This window comes from Taklimakanibacter lacteus (assembly GCA_003576695.1).
GTDB lineage: Bacteria > Pseudomonadota > Alphaproteobacteria > Rhizobiales > Aestuariivirgaceae > Taklimakanibacter > Taklimakanibacter lacteus.
Genome location: QOZQ01000008.1, coordinates 195,723 through 218,515, shown reverse-complemented (window position 1 = coordinate 218,515; position 22,793 = coordinate 195,723). Strand labels below are relative to the sequence as shown.

At 62.2% G+C, this 22,793-nt stretch carries 23 protein-coding genes and 1 pseudogene; 10 read left to right on the top strand and 14 right to left on the bottom strand.

From position 1 onward, the window contains the following. Nucleotides 1-9: 9 nt before the first annotated feature. From purL to purC, 6 genes are all read right to left on the bottom strand, one after another. Nucleotides 10-2,214, bottom strand: coding sequence for a phosphoribosylformylglycinamidine synthase subunit PurL (gene purL, locus DT068_RS17650; RefSeq protein ID WP_119391187.1), 2,205 nt, complete (start codon nt 2,212-2,214; stop codon nt 10-12). 77 nt (nt 2,215-2,291) lie between these two features. Next, nucleotides 2,292-2,966 (bottom strand): Pr6Pr family membrane protein, encoded by a 675-nt coding sequence (locus DT068_RS17645; protein ID WP_162914274.1) that lies wholly within the window; start codon nt 2,964-2,966, stop codon nt 2,292-2,294. Then, the gene (locus DT068_RS17640) at nt 2,963-3,601 is read right to left on the bottom strand and encodes a glutathione S-transferase family protein (RefSeq protein ID WP_368904793.1); all 639 of its coding nucleotides are present in this window, start codon (nt 3,599-3,601) and stop codon (nt 2,963-2,965) included. The genes DT068_RS17645 and DT068_RS17640 overlap by 4 nt, the downstream gene beginning before the upstream one ends. Beyond that, entirely contained in the window at nt 3,598-4,260 is a 663-nt protein-coding gene (gene purQ / locus DT068_RS17635; RefSeq protein WP_119391185.1) for a phosphoribosylformylglycinamidine synthase subunit PurQ, read from the bottom strand. Before purQ ends, DT068_RS17640 begins: the two co-directional genes overlap by 4 nt. A 5-nt stretch (nt 4,261-4,265) precedes the next feature. Then, nucleotides 4,266-4,508, bottom strand: a complete 243-nt coding sequence (gene purS / locus DT068_RS17630) for a phosphoribosylformylglycinamidine synthase subunit PurS (RefSeq protein WP_119391306.1) — start codon at nt 4,506-4,508, stop codon at nt 4,266-4,268. Between the two features lie 4 nt (nt 4,509-4,512). Then, on the bottom strand, nt 4,513-5,286 hold the full coding sequence (gene purC / locus DT068_RS17625) for a phosphoribosylaminoimidazolesuccinocarboxamide synthase (RefSeq protein ID WP_119391184.1): 774 nt from the start codon (nt 5,284-5,286) through the stop codon (nt 4,513-4,515). Between the two features lie 268 nt (nt 5,287-5,554). On the opposite strand from purC, the gene DT068_RS17620 reads away from it, so the two are divergent. The 4 genes from DT068_RS17620 (at nt 5,555) to DT068_RS17605 (ending at nt 8,930) form a co-directional block, all read left to right on the top strand. Further along, complete coding sequence (locus DT068_RS17620) at nt 5,555-5,878, top strand: DUF1476 domain-containing protein (protein ID WP_119391183.1); 324 nt, start codon at nt 5,555-5,557, stop codon at nt 5,876-5,878. 9 nt (nt 5,879-5,887) lie between these two features. Continuing rightward, nucleotides 5,888-6,655, top strand: coding sequence for an HpcH/HpaI aldolase family protein (locus DT068_RS17615; protein WP_119391182.1), 768 nt, complete (start codon nt 5,888-5,890; stop codon nt 6,653-6,655). 49 nt (nt 6,656-6,704) lie between these two features. Continuing rightward, the gene (locus DT068_RS17610) at nt 6,705-7,943 is read left to right on the top strand and encodes a nicotinate phosphoribosyltransferase (protein ID WP_119391181.1); all 1,239 of its coding nucleotides are present in this window, start codon (nt 6,705-6,707) and stop codon (nt 7,941-7,943) included. Nucleotides 7,944-8,486: 543 nt separating this feature from the next. Continuing rightward, complete coding sequence (locus DT068_RS17605; protein ID WP_438816443.1) at nt 8,487-8,930, top strand: L,D-transpeptidase; 444 nt, start codon at nt 8,487-8,489, stop codon at nt 8,928-8,930. A 172-nt stretch (nt 8,931-9,102) separates the two neighbouring features. Here DT068_RS17605 and purB read toward each other — a convergent pair whose 3' ends face one another. Next, nucleotides 9,103-10,404 carry an adenylosuccinate lyase gene (gene purB / locus DT068_RS17600; RefSeq protein ID WP_119391180.1) on the bottom strand — a complete coding sequence of 434 codons (1,302 nt, stop codon included), beginning with the start codon at nt 10,402-10,404 and terminating at the stop codon, nt 9,103-9,105. Between the two features lie 130 nt (nt 10,405-10,534). Between purB and DT068_RS17595 the strand changes: the two genes are divergently transcribed. From DT068_RS17595 to DT068_RS17580, 4 genes are all read left to right on the top strand, one after another. Next, nucleotides 10,535-12,247, top strand: a complete 1,713-nt coding sequence (locus DT068_RS17595; RefSeq protein WP_119391179.1) for a caspase family protein — start codon at nt 10,535-10,537, stop codon at nt 12,245-12,247. A 56-nt stretch (nt 12,248-12,303) separates the two neighbouring features. Next, nucleotides 12,304-12,840 (top strand): RNA polymerase sigma factor, encoded by a 537-nt coding sequence (locus DT068_RS17590; RefSeq protein WP_119391178.1) that lies wholly within the window; start codon nt 12,304-12,306, stop codon nt 12,838-12,840. Then, nucleotides 12,833-14,797 carry a vWA domain-containing protein gene (locus DT068_RS17585; protein WP_119391177.1) on the top strand — a complete coding sequence of 655 codons (1,965 nt, stop codon included), beginning with the start codon at nt 12,833-12,835 and terminating at the stop codon, nt 14,795-14,797. Before DT068_RS17590 ends, DT068_RS17585 begins: the two co-directional genes overlap by 8 nt. Before the next feature lie 98 nt (nt 14,798-14,895). Then, a complete protein-coding gene (locus DT068_RS17580; protein WP_119391176.1) occupies nt 14,896-15,699 on the top strand; it encodes an MBL fold metallo-hydrolase in 804 nt (267 codons plus the stop codon). 147 nt (nt 15,700-15,846) lie between these two features. Here the strand turns inward: DT068_RS17580 and DT068_RS17575 are convergent, their stop codons facing one another. Together DT068_RS17575 and DT068_RS17570 are read right to left on the bottom strand one after the other, a co-directional pair. Further along, nucleotides 15,847-16,575 carry a DUF2259 domain-containing protein gene (locus tag DT068_RS17575; protein WP_119391175.1) on the bottom strand — a complete coding sequence of 243 codons (729 nt, stop codon included), beginning with the start codon at nt 16,573-16,575 and terminating at the stop codon, nt 15,847-15,849. Between the two features lie 9 nt (nt 16,576-16,584). Next, nucleotides 16,585-16,821, bottom strand: coding sequence for an Lrp/AsnC ligand binding domain-containing protein (locus tag DT068_RS17570; protein WP_119391174.1), 237 nt, complete (start codon nt 16,819-16,821; stop codon nt 16,585-16,587). Nucleotides 16,822-16,956: 135 nt separating this feature from the next. Between DT068_RS17570 and DT068_RS17565 the strand changes: the two genes are divergently transcribed. Next, on the top strand, nt 16,957-17,283 hold the full coding sequence (locus DT068_RS17565) for a hypothetical protein (RefSeq protein ID WP_162914272.1): 327 nt from the start codon (nt 16,957-16,959) through the stop codon (nt 17,281-17,283). A gap of 201 nt (nt 17,284-17,484) precedes the next feature. After that, nucleotides 17,485-17,886, top strand: a complete 402-nt coding sequence (locus tag DT068_RS17560) for a hypothetical protein (protein ID WP_119391172.1) — start codon at nt 17,485-17,487, stop codon at nt 17,884-17,886. 75 nt (nt 17,887-17,961) lie between these two features. Here the strand turns inward: DT068_RS17560 and DT068_RS17555 are convergent, their stop codons facing one another. From DT068_RS17555 to livM, 5 genes and pseudogenes are all read right to left on the bottom strand, one after another. Continuing rightward, complete coding sequence (locus tag DT068_RS17555) at nt 17,962-19,083, bottom strand: branched-chain amino acid ABC transporter substrate-binding protein (protein WP_119391171.1); 1,122 nt, start codon at nt 19,081-19,083, stop codon at nt 17,962-17,964. Between the two features lie 128 nt (nt 19,084-19,211). Beyond that, the gene (locus DT068_RS17550; protein WP_119391170.1) at nt 19,212-19,559 is read right to left on the bottom strand and encodes a DUF6867 family protein; all 348 of its coding nucleotides are present in this window, start codon (nt 19,557-19,559) and stop codon (nt 19,212-19,214) included. An 11-nt stretch (nt 19,560-19,570) separates the two neighbouring features. After that, nucleotides 19,571-20,296 (bottom strand): ABC transporter ATP-binding protein, encoded by a 726-nt coding sequence (locus tag DT068_RS17545; protein WP_119391169.1) that lies wholly within the window; start codon nt 20,294-20,296, stop codon nt 19,571-19,573. Between the two features lie 14 nt (nt 20,297-20,310). Then, nucleotides 20,311-21,198 (bottom strand): annotated as a pseudogene (locus tag DT068_RS17540) (ABC transporter ATP-binding protein); the annotation flags it as partial. A gap of 1 nt (nt 21,199) precedes the next feature. Next, complete coding sequence (gene livM / locus DT068_RS17535; protein WP_368904792.1) at nt 21,200-22,789, bottom strand: high-affinity branched-chain amino acid ABC transporter permease LivM; 1,590 nt, start codon at nt 22,787-22,789, stop codon at nt 21,200-21,202. Nucleotides 22,790-22,793: the final 4 nt, after the last annotated feature.

Here is a 22,793-nt window from a genome sequence, read left to right as displayed (position 1 = left end):
ATCTCTCCTTCAGGCAGCCTTGGCGCCCATATAGGCCGGGAACCAGCCTTCATGGGCCGCCCGCAGCTCGTCCAAGGATATAGAAGCGGCACCTTCGACAATCAATCCGGCCTTGTCGGTTACCATCCCGATCCGGATGACATCGACGCCCTTCACATGGGCCTGGGTGATGATCTTGGCGGCTTCCCTGGCCGGGCAGGTGACCACATAGCGGGCCTGGTCCTCGGCGAAGAGGGCGACATGATCGAGCGCCACGATCGAGGCCCCGAGCGTCTTCGAAGCGAGCGCCATCTCGATCAGCGCGGAAGCCAGGCCGCCGTCGGAAATGTCATGCACGGCAGTGACTTGGCCCGATCTGATGAAAGATCGAATCAGGTCGCCATGGCGCTTTTCCCTGGTCAGATCGACGGGCGGGGGGCTGCCTTCCTCGCGGCCCAGTATCTCGCGCAGATAGATCGACTGGCCGAGATGGGTTCCATGGCCACCCAGCAGCAGGACGGCCTCGCCTTCGGCCTTGAGGGCGAGGGTCGCCATTTTCCCGAGATCGGGCAGGAGGCCGACGCCGCCAATGGCGGGCGTGGGCAGGATCGCCTGGCCATTGGTCTCGTTGTAGAGCGAGACATTGCCGGAGACGACCGGGAAATCGAGTGCCCGGCAGGCCTCGCCAATGCCCTCGATCGCCCTGACGAAAGTTCCCATGATCTCGGGCTTCTCAGGGTTCCCGAAATTGAGGTTGTCGGTGACGGCGATGGGATCGGCGCCGACCGCGGTCAGATTGCGCCAGCATTCGGCCACCGCCTGCTTGCCGCCCTCATAAGGATCGGCCTCGACATAGCGGGGCGTCACATCTGTCGAGACCGCGAGGCCCTTGGGCGTCCCCTCGATGCGGAGGACGCCGGCATCACCACCAGGAATCTGCGCCGAATTGGACTGGATCAGATGGTCATATTGCTCCCATACCCAGCGCCGCGAGGACATATCGGGGCTCGAGAGGATCTTCAGGATCGCGGCCTTGAGATCATTCGGCGCCGGCACGGCGTCGGCCTTGAGCACCGGTGGCGCATTCGGCGCCACCCAGGGGCGGTCATATTCCGGCGCCTGGTCGCCCAGCTCCTTGATCGGCAGGTCGGCCTTCACCTCGCCCCCATGCTTGATGACGAAGCGCAGCGTATTCGTGGTCTCACCCACAATGGCGAAATCGAGCCCCCATTTGCGGAAGATCGCCTCGGCCTCTTTCTCCTTCTCCGGGCGCAACACCATCAGCATGCGCTCCTGCGATTCCGACAGCATCATCTCATAGGCAGTCATGCCGTCCTCGCGGCAGGGCACCTTGTCGAGATCGAGCTCGATGCCGAGATCGCCCTTGGCGCCCATCTCGACCGCCGAGCAGGTGAGACCGGCAGCGCCCATGTCCTGGATGGCGATGACGGCGCCGGACGCCATCAATTCGAGACAGGCTTCGAGCAGGCATTTCTCCGTGAACGGATCACCGACCTGGACGGTCGGCCGCTTCTCCTCGGCCTTGTCGTCGAATTCGGCGGACGCCATGGTGGCGCCATGGATGCCGTCGCGCCCGGTCTTGGCGCCGAGATAGACGACGGGAAGTCCCACACCTTCCGCCTTCGAATAGAAGATCTTGTCGGCATCGGCCAAACCGACCGCCATGGCATTGACGAGGATGTTGCCATTGTAGCGCGGGTGGAAGTTCACCTCGCCGCCCAGCGTCGGCACGCCGAAGGAATTGCCATAGCCGCCAATGCCGGCGACAACGCCCGAGACCAGGTGCCGGGTCCGGGGATGATCGGGGCTGCCGAAGCGCAGCGCGTTCAGGGCGGCGACAGGCCGCGCCCCCATGGTGAATACATCGCGCAGGATGCCGCCGACGCCGGTCGCGGCCCCCTGATAGGGCTCTATGAAGGAGGGATGGTTATGGCTCTCCATCTTGAAGATGACCGCCTGGCCGTCCCCGATATCGACCACGCCGGCATTCTCGCCCGGGCCCTGGATGACCTTCGGCCCGGTGGTGGGAAGCGTCTTCAGCCACTTCTTGGAGGATTTATAGGAGCAGTGCTCGTTCCACATGGCGGACACGATGCCGAGCTCGGTGATGGTCGGATCGCGGCCGATGAGCTTGCGGAAGCGCTCATATTCATCGGGCTTGAGGCCATGCTGGGCGATGAGTTCAGGGGTGATCTTGATGTCGTTGGGAATCATGGTTTTCGCTGGAACGGCTCTTGCGGAAAGGGGTCTGCTTAGCGGGGTTGGGCCCTGATAACAACTCGGCAAAAAGCTTACCCCGAAGGGGCTTCGCGGCTGCGTTTTCCGGCCCAGCGGTCATAGGCGACAAAGGCCAGGCCCAGGACGACGAACAGGATGAATATGAAAGCGATGTTGAGCAGGGCCGAGGGATAGCCGAGCTTGCCCGCATCCATGATCGGATAGGGATATTCTCCGGTCAGGCCGCCGCGGATCATGACATAGACGGCATAGAGGAAGGGGAAGGCCAGCGTCTTCGGGATGCCGGCATAGGCAAGCGTGCCCTTCGGCACGAAGACCAACCAGAAGATAAGGTAGAGGGCCGGCATCACATAGTGCAGCAGCGTGTCGAGCAGGCGCATGAGGCCCTCCGGCGCCCACAGGCCCTCGAGGATGGCGATATAGATGATGGCGACGACCAGCATATAGAGTGCCACCGCGCTCCGGACGCCAGGCTTGCGGAAGAAGGCAAGGCGGCCTTGCCCGGGCAGGAGAGCGGCCAGAAAGCAGAGCACCGCCAGGATGTTGCTGAGGATGGTGAAGAAACTGAAGAAGAAGACGATGGAGCCGAGAGACGTACGTCCGGCCGCCATCGACAGCGAGAAAGTGAGCGGGAACTGGCTGACGAGCGTCGCGGTGCCGATGACGAAACCGGCGCCGGCCAGGCCTCTTCTCCATGTCTGAAACGACGTCGTGCCCTGCATATTCATTCGGCGACCGCGAGGCTCCATTCAGGCATTGCGGATATGCTCTCCCACCAGCGGGCAAGACGGGGGAATTCCGAAAGCATCTGGCGCCCCTCCGGGGCCTGAAGAAAATAGCCGAAAACCGGGGCGACATGGAAATCGGCGAGGCTCGCTTTGGCTGAGACGAGATATGTCATGTCACCCTTCAGGGCGTCGAGCGCTGAAAGATAGGTGCGCGCCTTGGGCAAAGCGGCGGCGATCAGCTTTTCATCGACCGGCTTGCCGTCGCGAGCCTGCGAAACGCGCTCAACATAGATGTCCCAGACCAGCGGGCGATAGCCGTAGGAATCGGTCATCGCCATGACCTGCACCATGCGCGCCCGGTCCGCCACCTTTGCCGGCTGCAAGGCCGGCCCGGAGAAGGCTTCATCGACATAGCGGTTGATGGCTGCCGTCTCATAGAGAACGAAATCGTCGTGGCGGAAAGCGGGTATGCGGCCGAAAGGATGGAGCTTGCGATAGGCCTCGTGATCCTCCGCAGCGGAGAAGATATCGACGGGCTGGAGATCGTAAGCGACGCGCTTGGCGGCGAGCGCCATCCTGACGGCGCGCACATAGACGCTGTAGGAGGCGCCGTAGAGCGTGACCGCGGCGCTCACGCCGCCAGCAGGCTTTCGAACAGCGGCCGGCAGTCGGTATTGCCGTGCAATGGCTCGATCATATTCTCAGGATGCGGCATCATGCCGATGACATTGCCGGCCTCGTTCACGATGCCGGCGATGTCGCTCATCGCGCCATTGGGATTGGTGCCCTCGGCATAGCGGAAGACGACGCGGCCATTGTCCTCGAGCGCTTTCAAGGTCTCGGCGTCGCAAATATAGTTGCCTTCGCCATGGGCGACCGGGCAGCGCACGACATCGCCCTGCTTCATCCGATTGGTGAAGAAGGTGCGGGTGTTCTCCACTTTGAGCTTCACTTCGCGGCAGACGAATTTGAGGCCCGAATTGCGCAAAAGCGCTCCCGGCAGGAGGCCGGCCTCGGTGATGATCTGGAAGCCGTTGCACACGCCCAGCACTTTCAGGCCCCGGGCCGCCTTGGCGCGGATATCGGCCATGATCGGCGAGCGTGCCGCGATGGCGCCGCAGCGCAGATAGTCGCCATAAGAGAAGCCGCCCGGCACGGCGACGAGGTCGACCTTGGGCAAGGTCGTCTCGGTATGCCAGACGATGGCCGGCTTGTGGCCGGTGACGGCTTCGAGGGCCCGCGCCATATCGCGCTCGCGATTGATGCCCGGGAAAAGGATGACGGCGGATTTCATGCTGTCTAAGCGAGCTCGATCTCGTAATTCTCGATGACGGTGTTGGCGAGAAGCTTCTTGCAGATGTCGTCGAGCTGGGCCTTGGCCTTCGCCTTGTCCGTGCTCTTGAGGTCGATCTCGAAATACTTGCCCTGGCGCACGTGATCGATGCCGGAGAAGCCGAGCGAGCCGAGCGCGCCCTCGATCGCCTTGCCCTGCGGATCGAGGACCCCGTTCTTCAGCGTGACTTTGATTTTAGCTTTCATGATGAGATCAGTCACTCTTAACCAATTGCGGGCGGGACCGTTCGGGCTCGGCGAGCTCCGGCATGATGCCGAGGCGCTTGGCCACTTCCTGATAGGCTTCGACGAGGCCGCCCATGTCGCGGCGGAAGCGGTCCTTGTCGAGCTTGTCCTGGGTCTTGATGTCCCACAGGCGGCAGGAATCGGGGCTGATCTCATCGGCCAGCACGATGCGCATCATATCGTTCTCATAGAGCCGGCCGAACTCGATCTTGAAGTCGACGAGCTTGATGCCGATGCCGAGGAAAAGGCCCGACATGAAATCATTGATGCGGATGGCGAGATGCATCATGTCGTCGATCTCCTGGGGCGTCGCCCAGTTGAACGCGGTGATATGCTCCTCCGAGACCATCGGGTCGTTGAGCTCGTCCTTCTTGTAGTAGAATTCGATGATCGAGCGGGGCAGGGCGGTGCCTTCCTCGATGCCGAGGCGCTTCGACAGCGAGCCCGCGGCGACATTGCGCACCACGACCTCGAGCGGGATGATCTCGACCTCGCGCACGAGCTGCTCGCGCATATTGAGGCGCTTCAAGAAATGGGTCGGCAGGCCCAGCTCGTTGAGCCGCGTGAAGATCATTTCCGAGATGCGGTTGTTGAGCACACCCTTGCCGTCGATGACGGCCTTCTTCTGGGCATTGAAGGCGGTTGCATCGTCCTTGTAGTGAACGATCAGGGTTCCGGGCTCGGGCCCTTCATACAGGATCTTGGCCTTGCCCTCATATATGCGGGTGCGCCTGGTGTTCATATTCACAATCCTCATCCAGAAAACCCTTGTTACCCTCGCAAATTACGTCCGCAAGGGAGACTTACGCCACCAATATCGAGAAGTTATGCGACTCGCATTTGCCGCCATGGGCAAAATATAGGGCCTATGGTTGCGCTGCACAATGGACCTAGCCCGGGAGCCTCAGATAATCAAGCGCGGTTGATTTGGGGCCGGGCAGTCGCTATCTCATCGGCCACAGGGGTCATGCGCAGGCTGCGTGGCTGCATTAACTACAGGGGAGACCGGAATGACGACTTTCGACAAGCGCGAGGAAGGTTTTGAGCGGAAATTCGCCCTTGACGAGGAAATGCGGTTCCGGGCCAATGCGCGGCGCAACAAGCTCCTGGGCCAGTGGGCTGCCGAAAAACTGGGCCTTTCCGGCGCCGAAGCCGAGGCTTACGTCAAATCCGTCGTCGCCGCCGACTTCGAAGAGGCGGGCGATGAGGATGTTTTCCGCAAGGTGCGCAAGGATTTCGACGCCAAGAGCGTGAACCAGTCGGACCACCAGATCCGCCGCACCATGGAAGAACTGCTCGGCAAGGCCATCCAGCAGCTGCAGGCCGAGAAGTAAGGCATCCCGATGAGCGTCGATCTCAGGGCAAGGCTCGCCAAGTCCGAACCGTTCTATTTCAGCTGGATGACGCTGCCGGGCGCAATTGTCGCAGGGCAGGTGGCGAGGCTTCCCTATGAGGGTGTCTGCATCGACATGCAGCACGGCCTTGCGGGCTTCACCGATGTCGCTTCCATGTCGCCGGCGATCACCCAGACCGGCAAGCCGCTCATCCTGCGCATCCTGTGGAACGATCCGGGACTTGTCGGGCAGGCGCTCGATGCCGGCGCATCGGTGGTCATCGCGCCCATGGTCAACACGGCGAACCAGGCCCAGGCGCTGGTCAAGGCGGCGAAATACGCGCCCCAGGGCATGCGCAGCTGGGGCGGCTATGCGGCGGTCCAGGCGGCGGGCGTCGTGCCGGCGGACTATCTCAAGGAAGCCAACCGCCGCACCATGGTCTTCGCGATGATCGAGACCGAGGAAGCGCTCGGCAATCTCGACGCCATCGCGGCGACGCCGGGCCTCGACGGCCTGTTCGTCGGCCCCAATGATCTGTCGATCTCGCTCGGCTTCGGCCTCGGCAAGGACCTCAAGATCCCCAAGCTCGAGGCCGCGATCAAATCGATCGCCGCGGCGGCGAAAAAGAACGGGCTGGTGCCGGGCGCGTTCGGCGGCTCGCCCCAGGCTTGCGCTGTCTTCGCCGGGCATGGCTTCCGTTTCATCGCAGCGGCCACCGATGTCGGGCTCATGGCGGCGGGCGCCAAGGCGTTGCAGGATCAGATGGCCGAGATTTGACGCCTATTCCGTTAGCGTCCACAATCCGGGCTGGCAGAGAGGCATTGTTATGGATCAGCGAACTCCCCTGACCGCCAGGCGCGACGAGGTCCTGGACCGGATCGTCGATATCTGTCTGAGCGCTGGCCCGATCGAAGCCCAGACCGACAAGTATTTCACCAATACGTCGCGCATCGTGAAGGCGCATGGCGACGCGCAAGTGACCTTCGCGGTGTTCATGCGAAGGCGCGTCGTCGCGGCGCTCGAACCCACCATCCGCATCATCAACCGCCTGGCACCCGGCACCAAGGTGCAGCGCTTCTTCAACGAGGGCGACCTGGTTCCGTCGGAAATGAAGATGATGGAGATCACCGGCTCCATGGCGAAGCTCTCGGAGATCGAGACGCTGCTCCTGCAGAAGACGGGCTTTCCCTGCGTGTCGGCGAACAACGCCTATGAGATGTGCCGCGCCATCCCGACCGCCGGCTTCATGGACATGCATGCGCGCCATGCGAGCGGCGCCGAGATGAACATCCTCGCCGCCTATGGCGCGGCGATCGGCAGCGAAGCGGCGCGCCGCGCCGATCCCAAGGTCAAGGGCTTCGTCGGGTCCTCGCAGGATCTGACCGCGCCCTTGTTCGGCGCCGACCAGGGCATGGGCACCATGCCGCATGCGCTCGTCGGCTATACCGGCGGCGACGTGCTGGAAGCGATGAAGCTCTTCAACGCCACGATCCCCGACGCCAAGACACTGATCGCGCTGGTCGACTATACGGGCGAGGAGATCACCGACGCCTTGCGCTGCGCCAGGTGGTTCTACGAGGAAGAGAAGCTCGACGAGAAGGGCAAGACCTTCGGCGTGCGCCTCGACACGCATGGCGGGCGCTTCGCCGAAGGGCTCGACTATGAGAAATCGGTCGAGCGCGTCGGCCACTGGCTCGGCGTCTCGGGCGAATACAACATCGTCGAACAAGTGTTGGGCGGGCGCGCCTTCCAGCTCGATCCCGGCAATATCCTGGTCGACAAGGTGCGGCGCATCCTGTTCGGCAAGGGCGTGTCGGTCGCCTCCATCATCCATGTGCGCCTGGCGCTCGATGAGGCCGGCTATCGCGATGCGCAGATCGTCGCGTCCTCCGGCTTCGATCCGCAGAAATGCCAGGTCATGGGCGCCGCCAAGGCGCCGCTCGATGTCGTCGGCACCGGCAGCTTCCTGCCCGCGACCCTGTCCGAGACCTATGCGACGGCCGACATCATCGCCTATGACGGGGTAAGGCGCGTCAAGGTCGGCCGCGAGTTCTTGTTCGACTAAGCCTGGGAATAAACTTACGTTCGCGGCACCCGTCTCGCCGTCCTGAAATACAGGGAATTACAGGGATTTTCAGGGACTTTTCGCAAAAAGACTCCCGCTTCAGCAATATCAATGGGTTGGTTCGCCAGATCGCGCCGGAGCAGGGAATTTTCCGGTTCGGAACGCGGCGGCTTCAGTCTTGTGAAAATTCCCAGGCCTTGCATCGAAATCCCATCCTTCGTCCTCGAAAAAAAATGTACCGGACGACTGTCCGCAAAGGCAAGCGGCGCTGATCACTGCCTTGCACCGGCGCGCAAGCTTTGAAGATTGTGGACATGCCGGGAATCATCGCCTGAACGGGCACCCCCCGGGATTTATTCGCATTCTGCGCCCGTAAGGAATGAGCCCTTAAACATATTTCTGGAAATTCAATCTGTTCCCGGAGGAATGCGGTAGGAATAATCACGGTGACGTGAAGGAAACGACTGTTGAAAGCCTAAGGCGAGTCATGCTTTCCTATCGGCCTATTCGGGCTGAGATTACTGAGGGCTAGTGAACATGCGTATGGGTACTGGATTCTTCCGGAAAATCGCCTCGGTTGCCGCTGCGGGTTTCCTGGGCCTCTTCATAATGGCTTCGGCGGCGCAAGCCAAAGTCGCGGTCAGGATCGACATATCGAGCCAGACCATGTCGGTCTCGGTCAATGGCTGGCCCTATGCGACCTGGCGCGTCTCGACGGCGCGGCGCGGCTACTGGACGCCGCGCGGGTCCTACCGGCCCTTCATGCTGAAGCGCATGCATTATTCGAGCAAATACGACAATTCGCCGATGCCGCATTCGATCTTCTTCAAGGGCGGCTATGCCATCCATGGCACCGGCTATGTGCGCTCGCTCGGCCGGCCGGCCTCGCATGGCTGTATCCGGCTGGCGCCCGGCAATGCCGCCAGGCTCTTCAGCCTCGTGCAGCGCTATGGCAAGGGCAGCACGCGGATCGTCATCACCAACTGACCAGCATGTCAGCGAGCGTGCGTACCGGCCGAGCGTGACAGGCGGGCGCCGGACGTTCCATCGGTCCGATACTCAAGAGCATGATGGCTTTTCGTCGAGTCGCCATTACGCTCTGGCTTTTTGTTTGCGCATGATTTTTCCGGAAAACCGGTTTCCACTTTTCCGGATCATGCTAGCCGAAGACCCGCTTGAAGATCGTGTCGACATGCTTGGTGTGGTAGCCAAGGTCGAAGAGCTCGGCGAGCTCGGCCTTGGAGAGCTTCGCCGTCACGTCCTTGTCGGCTTGGAGAAGGGTCAGGAAATTGCCTTCGCCGCGCCACACCGGCATGGCGTTGCGCTGGACCGCGGCATAGGCTTCCTCGCGCGCCATGCCTTTCTGGGTGAGCGCCAGCATCACGCGCTGCGAATGGATGAGACCGCCGAGCCGGTCGAGATTCTTCTTCATGTTCTGCGGATAGACGAGAAGCTTGTCGATGAGGCCGGTGAGGCGGCGCAAGGCGAAATCGAGATGCACGGTGGCATCGGGCGCGATGCCGCGCTCGACGGATGAGTGCGAGATGTCGCGCTCATGCCAGAGCGCCACATTCTCGAGCGCCGGCACCGCGGCCGAGCGAACCAGACGGGCAAGGCCGGTCAGATTTTCCGACAGCACCGGGTTGCGCTTATGCGGCATGGCGGATGAGCCCTTCTGGCCGGGCGAGAAGAATTCCTCCGCCTCCAGCACCTCGGTGCGCTGCAGATGGCGGATTTCCGTGGCCAGGCGCTCGACCGAGCTGGCGATGACGGCCAGCACCGAGAAGAACATCGCATGCCGGTCGCGCGGGATGACCTGGGTCGAGACCGGTTCGGGCGTCAGGCCCATCTTCCTGGCGACATGCTCCTCAACGCGCGGGTCGATATTGGCGAAAGTGCCGACCGCCCCCGAAATGGCGCAGGTCGCGACCTCCATGCGGGCGAAAGCGAGGCGCTCCTTGGCGCGGCTGAACTCGGCATAGGCGAAAGCCAGCTTGACGCCGAAGGTCGTGGGCTCGGCATGGATGCCGTGGCTGCGGCCAATGGTGAGCGTGTTGCGGTGCTCCCTGGCGCGGCGCTCGAGCGCCACGAGCAGGTCGTCGAGATCGGCAAGGAGGAGGTCGGCCGCCCGGCACAATTGGACATTGAGGCAGGTGTCGAGCACGTCGGAGGACGTCATGCCCTGATGCACGAAACGCGCATCGGGACCGACGATCTCGGCGAGATGGGTCAGGAAGGCGATGACATCGTGCCTGGTCTCGCGTTCGATCGCATCGATGCGAGCGACGTCGAATTGGGCGTCGCGGCCCTTGGCCCAGATGGCCTCGGCCGCCTTTCTGGGGATGATGCCCAGCTCGGCCATGGCGTCCGCGGCATGGGCCTCGATCTCGAACCAGATGCGGAAACGGGTCTGGGGCTCCCAGACGGCGGCCATTTCGGGGCGGGTATAACGCGGAATCATAAGAGAGCTCGTGCGATTTCTGACCTGCGCGGTCTATCAAATCGAAAGGGCGAGAGCGAGGGAAAATCCAGCATCGGGCCATATTGACTCCACGAGCCGGACATAATCTGATGGTCCAATGGCGAGGTAGATGACGGCAGTGACGGCTCAGCTGACCAAAGTTCCCATATGGATGGCCGGACTTTTGTTCGTGGCTTTCGTCATGCTGACCGGGATCGGCCCAGCAGAGGCGGCCGAACGTCCCCGCCTGGCGCTCGTCATCGGCATCTCGGACTACCATCCACTTCCGGCGCTGAAGAACGCCGCCAATGATGGCCGCCTGATAACGGATAGCCTCTTGGATGTGGGGTTTGAGGTCACGTCGCTGACCAACCCTTCCAATGCCGAATTGCGCCGAGGGATCGTAGAATTTGCCGCACAGATCGCCGAAGTCCCGGATCCGATCGTGGTCGTCTACTATGCAGGACAGGGCATCCAGGTGGACGGCACGAACTATCTCATCCCGCGTGACGCCGCGATCACGACTGAGGCGGATCTGGAACTTGAAGGCGTCAGCCTGACTCAGTTGATCGACAGGCTGGGGAGCGCCAATGCGGCGGCGACATTCCTCATGTTCTTCGATGCGTGCAACGACAATCCTTTCGCGGCCGCCTCGACGACCCGTGGCGCAGTCAGGCTCGATGCACAACGCGGTCTCGCGCCAGTCGATGTCGGTCGTCGCCGCATGGTGGTGATGTATGCGACCGCGCCCGGGCGGCAGGCGCTCGATGGATCAGGCAGCAACGGTCCCTTCGCGCTGGCGCTGGCCAAGAATCTGAAAACTCCCGGTCTCGAATTCCTGGAATTCGCCAGGCTGGTGCGTGACGACGTGCTGGCCTCGACGAACGGCTATCAAAATCCCTGGGTCCAGACAGGCCTGATCGAGCCTTTCTACTTCAATGCCGTCGCGACCGCTCCCATTGTGCCGGAGAAGGACGCCAAGACCCGCGCCGCCGAAGTGCTCTACGAGGCGCAACCCGGCGAGATGGTGGCAACCTATGAGGACGGCAGCTACGCGCTTCTCGTCGGCGTCAGCCACTACGACGAAACCCTGAAGGCATGGCGCGACCTGCCCGCGGTCGGCGAGGAGATCGATGAGCTGGGACGGACGCTCGAGATCATGCACGGATTCAAGGTGAAGACGCTCCTCGACCCGACCGGCCGGGCACTGGAGACCGCGATCAAGGACTTCGTCAATGAGCACGGCTCCAAGACGAATGCGCGGCTGCTGTTCTTTTTCTCGGGCCACGGTATCACGATCGAGAACAAGCTGACGAGGAAGAAGGTGGGGTGGTTCATTCCGAAGGATGCTCCGCATCACATCGACAGCCCCATCCCCTTCGCCAATACGGCGCTCAATATGAGTCGCATCGCCGAATGGTCGGAACTGATGGAGGCCAAGCATGTGCTGTGGGTGTTCGACAGCTGCTTCTCCGGTGTGGCGCTGCGGATGATGGAGAAGAAGGGCGACGAGGCGATCAAACCCTGGGAGATCCATCTCCATCTTGCGCCGGTGCGCCGGGTGATAACGGCGGGTTCCGAGAACCAGGAGGTCCCGGCCGAAAGCCGCTTCACCCGGCAATTTACCCGGGTGCTGCGCGGCGACGTCAAGGTCGGGGACCGGGACGATCTCATCACCGGCGCGGAACTGGGCGATTTCCTGAAGCAGGACATCGTCGATGCTACTTACGGGACGGATCTCCCCCAGACCCCCCAAAGCGATACGATCATCATCCCGGATTCGGACAGCGGCGACATCGTCTTCAGGATCGAGCCTGATCTGATCGCCGGCATCGGGCCCTGAAATATTTTCCGGCCACCCCAAGCTTTCGCCATCGGCGTCCGTCAAACCCTGCAGACATGAGTGCGAGCGACCTCGATCTTGTCCGGCTTGCGCAGGACGGCGACCGTGCCGCGTTCCGGCTTCTGCTGGAGCGGCATTACGGCATGCTTTACCGGGTCGCCTACCGCCTCCTGGGCAGCAGGGCTGAGGCCGAGGACGCCGCCCAGGAGATGGCCATGGCGCTGGCGCGCAAGATCACGAGCTTCGGCGGCCGCAGCCGCTTCTCGACCTGGCTTTATCAGCTGGCGCTCAACCATTGCCGCGACCGGGCCCGGCGGCACAGGAGCGTCGCCAGGATGCAGGCCGCCTTTGTCGAGGTCGAGGCCGGGCGCAGCGCCGACTGGGCCGACAGCGACCGGCGGACCCGCTGGCTCTATCAGGCGATCGACCGGCTCAAGCCCGATCTCAAGGAGACGGCGCTGCTCGTCCTCGCCGAGGATATGAGCCACGCGCAGGCAGGCGAAGTGCTCGGCATCAAGGAAGCGACCGTGTCCTGGCGCATGCATGAGGTGCGCAAGCACCTGACGGAGATGGCGAAGACGGACCATGACTGACGAACTGGACCATATCAAAGCGCGCTTCCGTGCCGAAACCGCGATCGAGCCGGATGCGGCGGCCAAGGCGGCCGGGATCGCTGCGGCGATGGCGCACTATGACGAGAATTTTTCGAAGGCGTCCCAAGGAAAGGCATCTGGGCCCCGTCTCATCGAGCGGGTGAGGGGTGTTCTTTTCGGGAGCTCAAAAATGCATGGATTGAAGTTGAGCCATGGCCTGATGGCCGGCGCGAGCCTTGCCGTCATCTCGCTGGTGGCGATCAATAGCGGGCTGTTGCACGAGGTGCAGAATATCCCCTTCACGCCCGGCGTCGATCAGGATGAAGAGGCGAAACTGGCATCGCCGGCGCCAGAGCCCGCGAAGAAGGAAGCAGCACCGCTGCCGAGCATGCCATCGACAGTGGTGGCCCGGCAGAAAGCAGTCGAGTTCGATGCCGGCGCGATCAGTGGTTATCTCGAGAAGACACCGGCGCCTGGCCTCGCTTTGCCTGCCGACCAGCCGCAGGTCCATTACCAGGATCAGGGCCGCGACAAGTTCAGCGATATCGAGACCAACCCGGTGAAGATCGCCAGGGACGAGCCGGTCTCGACCTTCTCGATCGATGTCGACACGTCGTCCTACAGCTTCGTGCGGGCGGAGCTGAACCAGAATGTCCTGCCGCAGAAGGATGCGGTGCGGGTCGAGGAGATGATCAACTATTTCCCCTATGACTATGCGGGGCCGGTCGACAAGGCCGTGCCCTTCAAGACGAATGTCTCTGTCTTCCCCAGCCCATGGAATCCCGACACGAAGCTCATGCATGTCGGCATCAAGGGCTTCGCGCTCAATGGCCAGGAAAAGCCCAAATCGAACCTTGTCTTCCTGATCGATACGTCGGGCTCGATGGATTCACCCGACAAGCTGCCCTTGCTGCGGAATGCGATGACAATGCTGGTCGAGACGCTGGGCCCTGAGGACACGGTGTCGATCGTGACCTATGCCGGCAGCGCCGGGACGGTGCTCGAGCCCACCAAGGCGAAGGACAAGGCGAAAATCATCGGCGCGCTCGACCGGCTGATGGCGGGCGGCTCGACGGCGGGCGCCGAGGGCATCCGCCAGGCCTACCAGCTGGCCGAGCAGAGCTTCGACAAGACGGGCATCAACCGGGTGATCCTGGCGACCGATGGCGACTTCAATGTCGGCATCACCGATCCCGAGGAACTCAAGAGCTTCGTCGAGCGCAAGCGCGAGACCGGCGTCACCCTGTCGGTGCTGGGCTTCGGGCGCGGCAACTACAATGACGAGATGATGCAGACGCTGGCGCAGAACGGCAATGGCAATGCCGCCTATATCGACACGATCAACGAGGCGCGCAAGGTGCTGGTCGATGAGGTGAGCTCGACGCTGTTCACCATCGCGCAGGACGTCAAGATCCAGGTCGAGTTCAATCCCGACACGGTCTCGGAATACCGGCTCATCGGCTATGAGACGCGGATGCTGAAGCGTGAAGACTTCAACAACGACAAGGTCGATGCCGGCGATATCGGCTCCGGCCATACGGTGACGGCGATCTATGAGATCACGCCCCGGGATTCCAAGGCCAAGCTCAACGACGATCTGCGCTATGGGGCGAGCGAGACGCCGGCAAAGGCCGGGGCGGATGAATATGGCTTCGTCAAGATCCGCTACAAGCTGCCGGGCGAAAAGGACTCGAAGCTCATCAGTGAGCCGGTGAAGGTGAGCGCAGCATCGGCCACGGTCGATGCGGCGCCGCAGGAAGCGCGCTTCTCGGCGGCGGTCGCCGCCTTCGGGCAGCTTCTGCGCGGCGGGCAATATACCAGGTCCTATTCCTATGATGACGTGATCGCGCTGGCGCAAGCCGCCAAGGGAACCGACGCCTTCGGCTATCGCGCCGAGTTCATCAACCTGATGCGCCTGGCGAAGACGGCCCAGGGACTGGAGCCGCTCAAGCAGTAGTCATTACTCAAGCTCCTCCTGCGGAAACTCGAAAATCCGCAGGAGGGGTGTTTCATTTCTCCGATCCTCGCTATCCTTGGGGGGAATCGGAGAATTTCATGCCTCACTTCATGTGCGTGCAATGTGCTGTCCAATTCGCGGCAAGCGACAGCCCGCCTTCATCATGTCCCATCTGCTCGGACCCTCGCCAATATGTGCGCTGGGCCGGGCAGGCCTGGACCACGATGGAAGAGCTTGGCCGCGACCATGCGGTCGTGCTCAGGGACGAGGATGGAATCCTCAGCATCGGCGTCGAGCCCGCCTTCGCCATCGGGCAGCGCGCCCTGCTGGCCGAGACGGCGGACGGCAATGTGCTGTGGGATTGCGTGCCTCTGGTCAGCGATGAGGCGGTCGCGGCGCTTACCGCACGCGGCAAGGTGAAGGCCATCGCCATCTCGCATCCGCATTTCTTTTCGGCGATCGTCGAATGGAGCCGGGCCTTCGGTAATATCCCGGTCTATATCCATGAGGGCAACCGGCCATGGGTGATGCGGCCGGATCCGGCGATCGTCTTCTGGACCGGCGAGACGAAAGCCATCCTGCCGGATGTCACCTTGATCCATTGCGGCGGGCATTTCGACGGAAGCTCGGTCTGCCACTGGCGGCGACGGGACAAGTCCAATGTCGTGCTGGCGGGCGATACGCTGCAGGTCGTCATGGACCGCAAGCATGTGAGCTTCATGTATTCCTATCCCAATGCCGTGCCGCTCAATGCCCGAGCGGTGAAGTGCATCGCCGGCGCGCTCGAGTCCTTCGACTATGGGCAGGTCTACAGCGCCTTCTGGAACATGCGCATCCTGGCGGACGGCAAGGGCGCGGTGGCACGCTCGGTCGAGCGCTATCTGACGGCGATTGCGGATTAGCGTGGGATTAGCTCCTACCCATCACCCTCACCCTGAGGTGGCCGCGTAGCGGCCCTCGAAGGGTTTGCTGCGGCAAGCTCACTCTATCCTGATGGATGCTTCGAGGCTCGCTACGCTCGCACCTCAGCATGAGGGGTTGGTCAAGGCTTAGGGCAGGGTGAAGGGAACAGCGATCAGGCGTCGGTCCGAGCCTTCGAAGCCCGGCGTGTAGACTCCAACCAAGGCGACATATTTCTCGCCAGGCGGCGAATAGGTGCGATAGGCGATCACATCGGCGAGGTCATAGTCACGCGGGCAATAGCGTGAGGAGGGGATGGCCGCATCCTTATGGGCCTCCTTCGTGAGGTTCTTGTCATTGTCCGTGACGGTGAGCCTGAAGCCCATCTGCTTGTCGTTGTGGTCGAGGCATTTCTCGGGCGCCGGGAAGGGCACCAATTCGATGCGCAAGGTGTAGCGAGTGGCGGGCTGGCTCCCAAGCCCGATGTAGAAGGGATCGAAAGTCACGCGGTGGCGGTCTTGTGATGATTCGGTGACCGGCTGCGACGCGAGGATTTCGCCGGGCTCGGCGATGCTGAGGGAGGCGATCAGGCTCCGGGCGGAATTGGCGGCCTTTGCTCTGGCGCCGCTGACGAGCGCGCTCTCATCTTCCACCGTCTCGCGGAAGGGCGAGCCCTTCACCCATTCATCGGCGTGAAGATCGACGATGAATATCTCGGAGAACGGAAAGCCCGATCCGTCCTGAACGCCATATTGCTCGAAGGCGAAATAGCGGCCATCGGGCGAGAAGCCGATGACGGCGCGCTCGGCATTTTCGGCTGCCCTAACGGAATTTGTGGCGGCAAGAAGGACGATGATCAGTAGCCAAAAGAAGCGCATGGCTGGCCTTCAGAAAGCGCGGAAGGTGATGATCGTATAGGTGTCCCTGATGCCCTTTATCTTGTGCAGCTTCTCGTTCACGAAGTGGCCGATGTCGGCCTCGGGCTCGAGATAGAATTTTGCCAGAAGGTCGTAGTTCCCCGAGGTCGAATAGATCTCGGAGGCGATCTCGGCATCGGCGATCGCGGTCGCCACCTGGTATGCTTTGCCCAGCTCGCATTTTATCTGGACGAAATAGGCCTTCATTTCAGGCTCCCTTGATTTCCGGAACGATCCTTCCTGCCGAAAGTTGGTTTGGTCAAGATGCCATTTCGATCGGCAGGCCGATTTCGAACATGCGCATCCGAGGTCTAGGGGAGAGAGAAAAAGGAGGACCTTATTGTGTTGAATATCAAGACTTTGGCCATAGCCACCGGGATATCTGCCGGCGTCGCTCTCGCCCTGCCGGCAACGAGCCAGGCCATGCCGCACTCATCGCCGGTGAAGGTCGACACCATCGGGAACAGCAATGTCGTCGAGGTCAGGCACAAGAAGCGCTGGAAGAGATTCGCCCGCTATTGCCGGCGCAACTGGGACGATCCGCGCTGCCATAGCCGCCACCGTTCGGCGCGGTACCACCGCTATCGCTACCGCTACTACGAGCCCTATGACGACGGATATTATCGGCCGTATCGTCCGGGCATCGGGCTGTATCTCAATATCGACTGAACGAAGACTCATTCACGCAACATCAACCCGCATGGCGCGGCCTTGCGGGCGGTTCAGTAAATCAGCCGGCTGACGATTTGTTACAGAATGTTGCTGAGCGGCTCAAGCGGCGCGCGCGCCTTTTATCGGCCACATCCAATTCCTATCTAGAGAAATCTCAGAAGTCTTTGAGGTCTTATCGAGAGAGAAGGAGGGACCTTCATGATCAACATCAAAAACCTCGCCGCAGCCGCCGCGATTTCCGCGGGCTTCGCCCTTGCCATGCCGGCGACCGGTCAGGCGATGCCGGTCGGGCCGCTTAAAATTCAAACCAGCGGCGATGCGAATGTCATCGATGTCCACTACAAGAACAAGAAGCACTGGCGCAAGCACCACAAATGGCGCAAGCACAACAAATGGCGCGAGAGCCGCAGATGGCGCCACAGCCGCCGCTGGGCGCGCTATTGCGATCCGTGGGATGGCTGCTATCGCCGCCGTCATGCGCGCGTCTACCGCTATTGGGACGAGCCCTATTATGGCGGCTATGACTATCCCTATTATGGCGGCTATTACGGGCCGGGCTTCTATGGCCCTGGCATCGGATTGCAGTTCCGCATCCACTGACGCCCGCGCGTCAGCCCGGACAACAAAAAACCCGCATGGCATGCCATGCGGGTTCTTCTTTGGCGTAAGCGCCGATTACTTGTTCAGCTCGGCATCCTCGGCATATTTGCCGTCATGCCACTTGTACCAGACATACTTGGCGTCCTTGATGTCGCCCTTCTCGTTGAGCGAGAGATCGCCAAGCACGGTCTTCAGCGTGTTGCCGGCGCGCAGCCACTCGGCGAGCTTCTTGTTGTCGCCCGCGCCGCCGGCCGCCGCCACAGCCTGCTGATAGGCCTGGACAGCCGCGTAGGTGTAGAGCGTGTAGCCTTCCGGATTGTAGCCCGAGTCCTTGAACTTCTGCACGACTGCCTTGGCCGAGTCGAACTTCTGCGGATCGGGCGCGAAGGTCATGATCGTGCCTTCGCCAGACGGACCGGTAATGGTCCAGAATTCGTCGGTCACGAATGCGTCGCCCGAGATCATGAGCGCCTGCGAGCCCTGTTCACGCAGCTGGCGGAGGATGAGGCCGCCTTCCGTGTGATAGCCGCCGACATAGACGACATCGATGCCCGCTTCCTTCATCTTGGAAACGAGAGCGGTGTAGTCCTTCTCACCGGCGGTATAGGATTCGTTCATCGCCTCCTTGCCGCCGGCGGCGTTCAGCGCCTTGCGGGTTTCATCCGCGAGGCCTTTGCCATAGGCAGTCTTGTCGTCGATGATGGCGATCTTCTTGTCCTTGTAGTTCATGGCAAGGAAGTTGCCGGCGACGATGCCCTGGGCGTCGTCACGGCCGCAGACACGCGCCACGTTCCAGCCGCCCTCGTCGGTGAACTTCGGGTTCGTCGAGGCCGGCGAGACCTGCAGGATGCCTTCCTCTTCATAGACCTTGGAGGCGGGGATCGAGGAGCCGGAGCAGAAATGGCCGGCGATGAACTTCACGCCCTTCGAAGCCATCTGGTTGGCAACCGCAACAGCCTGCTTCGGGTCGCAGGCGTCGTCGCCCACTTCCAGCACCACTTTCTCGCCACCGATGCCGCCGGCCGCATTGACGTCGGCCACCGCCATTTCGGCGCCTTTCTTCATCTGCTCACCGAAGGCTGCATACTGCCCGGTGATCGGGCCCACGACGGCGATCGTGATATCGGCCCAGGCCGTCGAGGCGGCGAGCGCCGTCGCGAAGCCTACCGCCATGCCCGACAAAACTAACTTCTTCATCTGGTTCTCCCTTGGGGTAATGACCTTGATCGGTCTTTCGGGGGTTGCGCACCCCTTGAGCCTATCTTTGCTCAAATGGGTGCGATTGGAAAGGGCCATGCTTTTGGGCATTCTCCCTTTGTCCAAACTCATGGAGCTCCTTTTGCACGCCAGGAAAAGGGCCCTGAACGCTCGTACAGCCAGGGATACTGGCTGACCATCTGTTTGACACGGGTGAGGCGATAGCCGAGGCCGGCCCCGGCTATCAGCACCAGTGTGTCAGTTATGAAGTAATGCAGGCTCAAAAGATCGCCATTGAACAGCGCATAGTGAAAGAAGCGTAAAGCGAGGCCGAGCGGCACCATATAAAGGGCCGTCATGAGCCAGGGCCGCCATTTGGAGGCCAAAGCCCGCCCGGCGAGGAAGGCGGCGCCGCCGCCGATCACCACCGTCATGATGAGGAAGATCCAGGGGTTGTCCTCGACGAAGAGAGACATTTCAGGGTTCCTTAGTGGGCTCCGCCTTCGAGATAGGCGGCGCGGATCTCGGGGCTGGCGAGCAGCTGGCTGCCGGTTCCCGTCATGGTGATGCGGCCGTTCACCATCACATAGGCACGATGAGCGAGCTTCAGGGCGTGGAAGGCGTTCTGCTCGACCAGGAAAACGGTCAGGCCCTGGTTGGCATTGAGATCGCGAATGACCTCGAAGATCTGCTTCACGATCAGGGGGGCGAGGCCGAGCGAGGGCTCATCGAGCAGCAGGAGGCGCGGCCGCGCCATCAAGGCGCGCGCGATCGCCAGCATCTGCTGCTCGCCGCCCGACAAGGTGCCGCCGCGCTGGCCCTGGCGCTTTTCGAGTATAGGGAAGATCTTGAAGGCGCGGCCGAGATCCTCGTCGAAATGCTTCGGATCGCTGACCGCAGCGCCCATCTGCAGGTTCTCGAGCACCGTCATGCGCGGGAAGATGCGCCGGCCCTCCGGCGACTGGGCGATGCCGAGGCGGACGATCTCATGCGTCGGGCTCTGGGTGATGTCGGCGCCGCCGAAATTGATCGAGCCCGCGCGGCAGCGCGGCGTGCCGCAGATCGTCATCATCAAGGTGGATTTGCCGGCGCCGTTCGAGCCGATCAAGGTGACGATCTCGCCTTCATTGACATCGAGGTCGATGCCCCTGAGCGCCTGGATCTTGCCGTAGAAAGTCTCGACGCCGCGGACGGTGAGGAGGGGCTTGGCCATCAGCGTTCCCCCTGCTTGCCAGGAGGCTGCGATTCATGCTCGGCCCTGACGATCGCCTCGGTCACGAGCTTCTCGGCGATCGGCGGGGCTTCCTCCTCATCGACGCCCAGATAGGCGCGGATCACCGCCGGATCGGTCTTGACCTGGGCCGGAGTGCCGTCGGCGATCTTCTGCCCGTAGTCGAGCACCACGACATGATCGGAAATCTCCATAACCACCTTCATGTCATGCTCGATCAGCAGGATGCCGATGCCCTGGTCCTTACGGATGGACAGAAGCAGCTTGTTGAGGTCGTCCGATTCGCGCGGATTGAGGCCGGCGGCGGGCTCGTCGAGACAGAGGAGCTTGGGCTCGGTGCACATGGCGCGGGCGATCTCGAGGCGGCGCTGGGCGCCGTAAGGCAGATCGCCGGCCGGATCGTCGGCGCGGTCGGTCAGGTTGATCTTGTCGAGCCAGTATTTGGACTTCTCGATCGCTTCCCTTTCGGCGCGGCGATAGCCGGCGGCACCGAGAATGCCGGCGACCGTATAGCCAGATGCCTTCATCAAGGTATTGTGCTGGGCAACGACGAGGTTTTCGAGCACCGTCATGCCGGCGAACAGCCGGATGTTCTGGAAGGTGCGCGCCACCTTGGCGAATTGCGAGATGCGGAAATCGTCCATGCGCTCGAGGATGAACTCCTTGCCGTCCTCATGGCGCATCACGATCATGCCTTCGGTCGGCTTGTAGAAGCCGGTGAGGCAGTTGAAGACCGTGGTCTTGCCGGCACCGTTGGGGCCGATGAGGGCGGTGATGTCGTTGCGCCCGACGGTGAAGGAAAGATCGTCGATGGCGATGAGGCCGCCGAAGCGCATGGTGATGTGGTCCACGCGCAGCACGGGGTTGGTCTGCCAGCTCGCCATGTCAACCATGCCCCTGCGCGACGAGATCGGCCGAGACGGCCTTCTTTTCTTTCAGGTAGATCGAGGGATCGCGCTTGGTGATGAGGCCGCGCGGGCGCCAGCGCATGATCAGCACCATGGCGATGCCGACCGCCAGCATGCGGAACTGAACCGGATCGAAGCCTGCGGGCATGATCGCCTTGAGGAAGGCCATCTCGCGGAAGACCTCGAAGGCGCCGATGACGACGATCGAGGCGATGACGACGCCGATCTGGGAGCCGAGGCCGCCGAGCACGACGATGGCGAGGATGATGGCCGATTCCATGAAGACGAAGCTCTCGGGCGAGACGAAGCCCTGTCGGGTCGCGAAGAAGGACCCGGCGAAGCCGCCAAACATGGCGCCGATGGCGAAGGCGGTGAGCTTGGTGTTGGTGGTGTTGATGCCGAGCGAGCGGCAGGCGATTTCGTCCTCGCGCAACGCTTCCCAGGCGCGCCCGACCGGCAGCTTGCGCAGGCGCGTGGTGACGAAGTTGGTGATCAGCGCCAGGACCAGGATGACATAGTAGAGGAAGATGATGCGCTGCAGCGGCGAGTAGGTGAGGCCGAAAGTGGCGGCAAAGCCGTTCTCGTCATTGCTGAAGGGAATGCCGAAGAAGCTCGGGCGCGGAATATCGGACACGCCGTTCGGGCCGCCGGTGAAGTCGTACCAGTTGATGAGAATGACGCGGATGATCTCGCCGAAAGCGAGTGTCACGATGGCCAGGTAGTCGCCGCGCAGACGCAGCACCGGGAAGCCCAGGATGATGCCCCAGCAGGCGGCCAGGAGCCCGGCGAGCGGCAGCACCAGCCAGAAGGTCCAGGGCGTGATGCCCTCGCCGAACCACAAGGGGAAATAGACCGTGGAGAGGAGGGCGTAGGAATAGGCGCCGACGGCATAGAAGGCGACGTAGCCCAGGTCGAGGAGGCCGGCGAGGCCGACGACGATATTGAGGCCCCAGCCCAGCATGACATAGGTCAGCATCAGGATGGCGAGGTCGACGATGCGCCGGTCGACGCCCGGAATGAAAGGCAGGACGACGGCGATCAGGAAGAGGGCGACGCCGACATATTTTCCATAGGGCTCGACGGCCCGCATGAGACCGCCTGTCTGTGCGCCTCTGGCTTCGGCGATCTCCTTGGTGGCGGACGTCATAAGCCAGATGCCGAGGACGAGCGCGAAGACCCCGAAGGCGATCATCCAGGCGGCGAGGCTCGGATGGATTTGGGCCAGGAAGCCCACGGGCGAATCCATATTGGAGAGACCGACCAGCAGCGCCACGGCGCCAATGGCAATCGCTGCCGCGCCGGTGCGCTTGATGTGGATCGGCTCGACCCAGGCCGGACGGTTCCACACCAGGAGTTGCAGGAACAGCCGCCCGGCGGCGATGATGGCGACAAGCCAGAAGACCATGGTCCAGCGATATTCGAGGACGAGCCCGCCTTGCGGCGCGGTGGCGTTCATGCCGACGATGGGACCGATGATCGCCAAAGCGATCAGTGCGGTGAGGGCCGTGTCGATGAAAATGCGGCGGTAGTCGGTGCCGGCCTGGGACTGTTGCGTGGCGGCGGTCACTGCG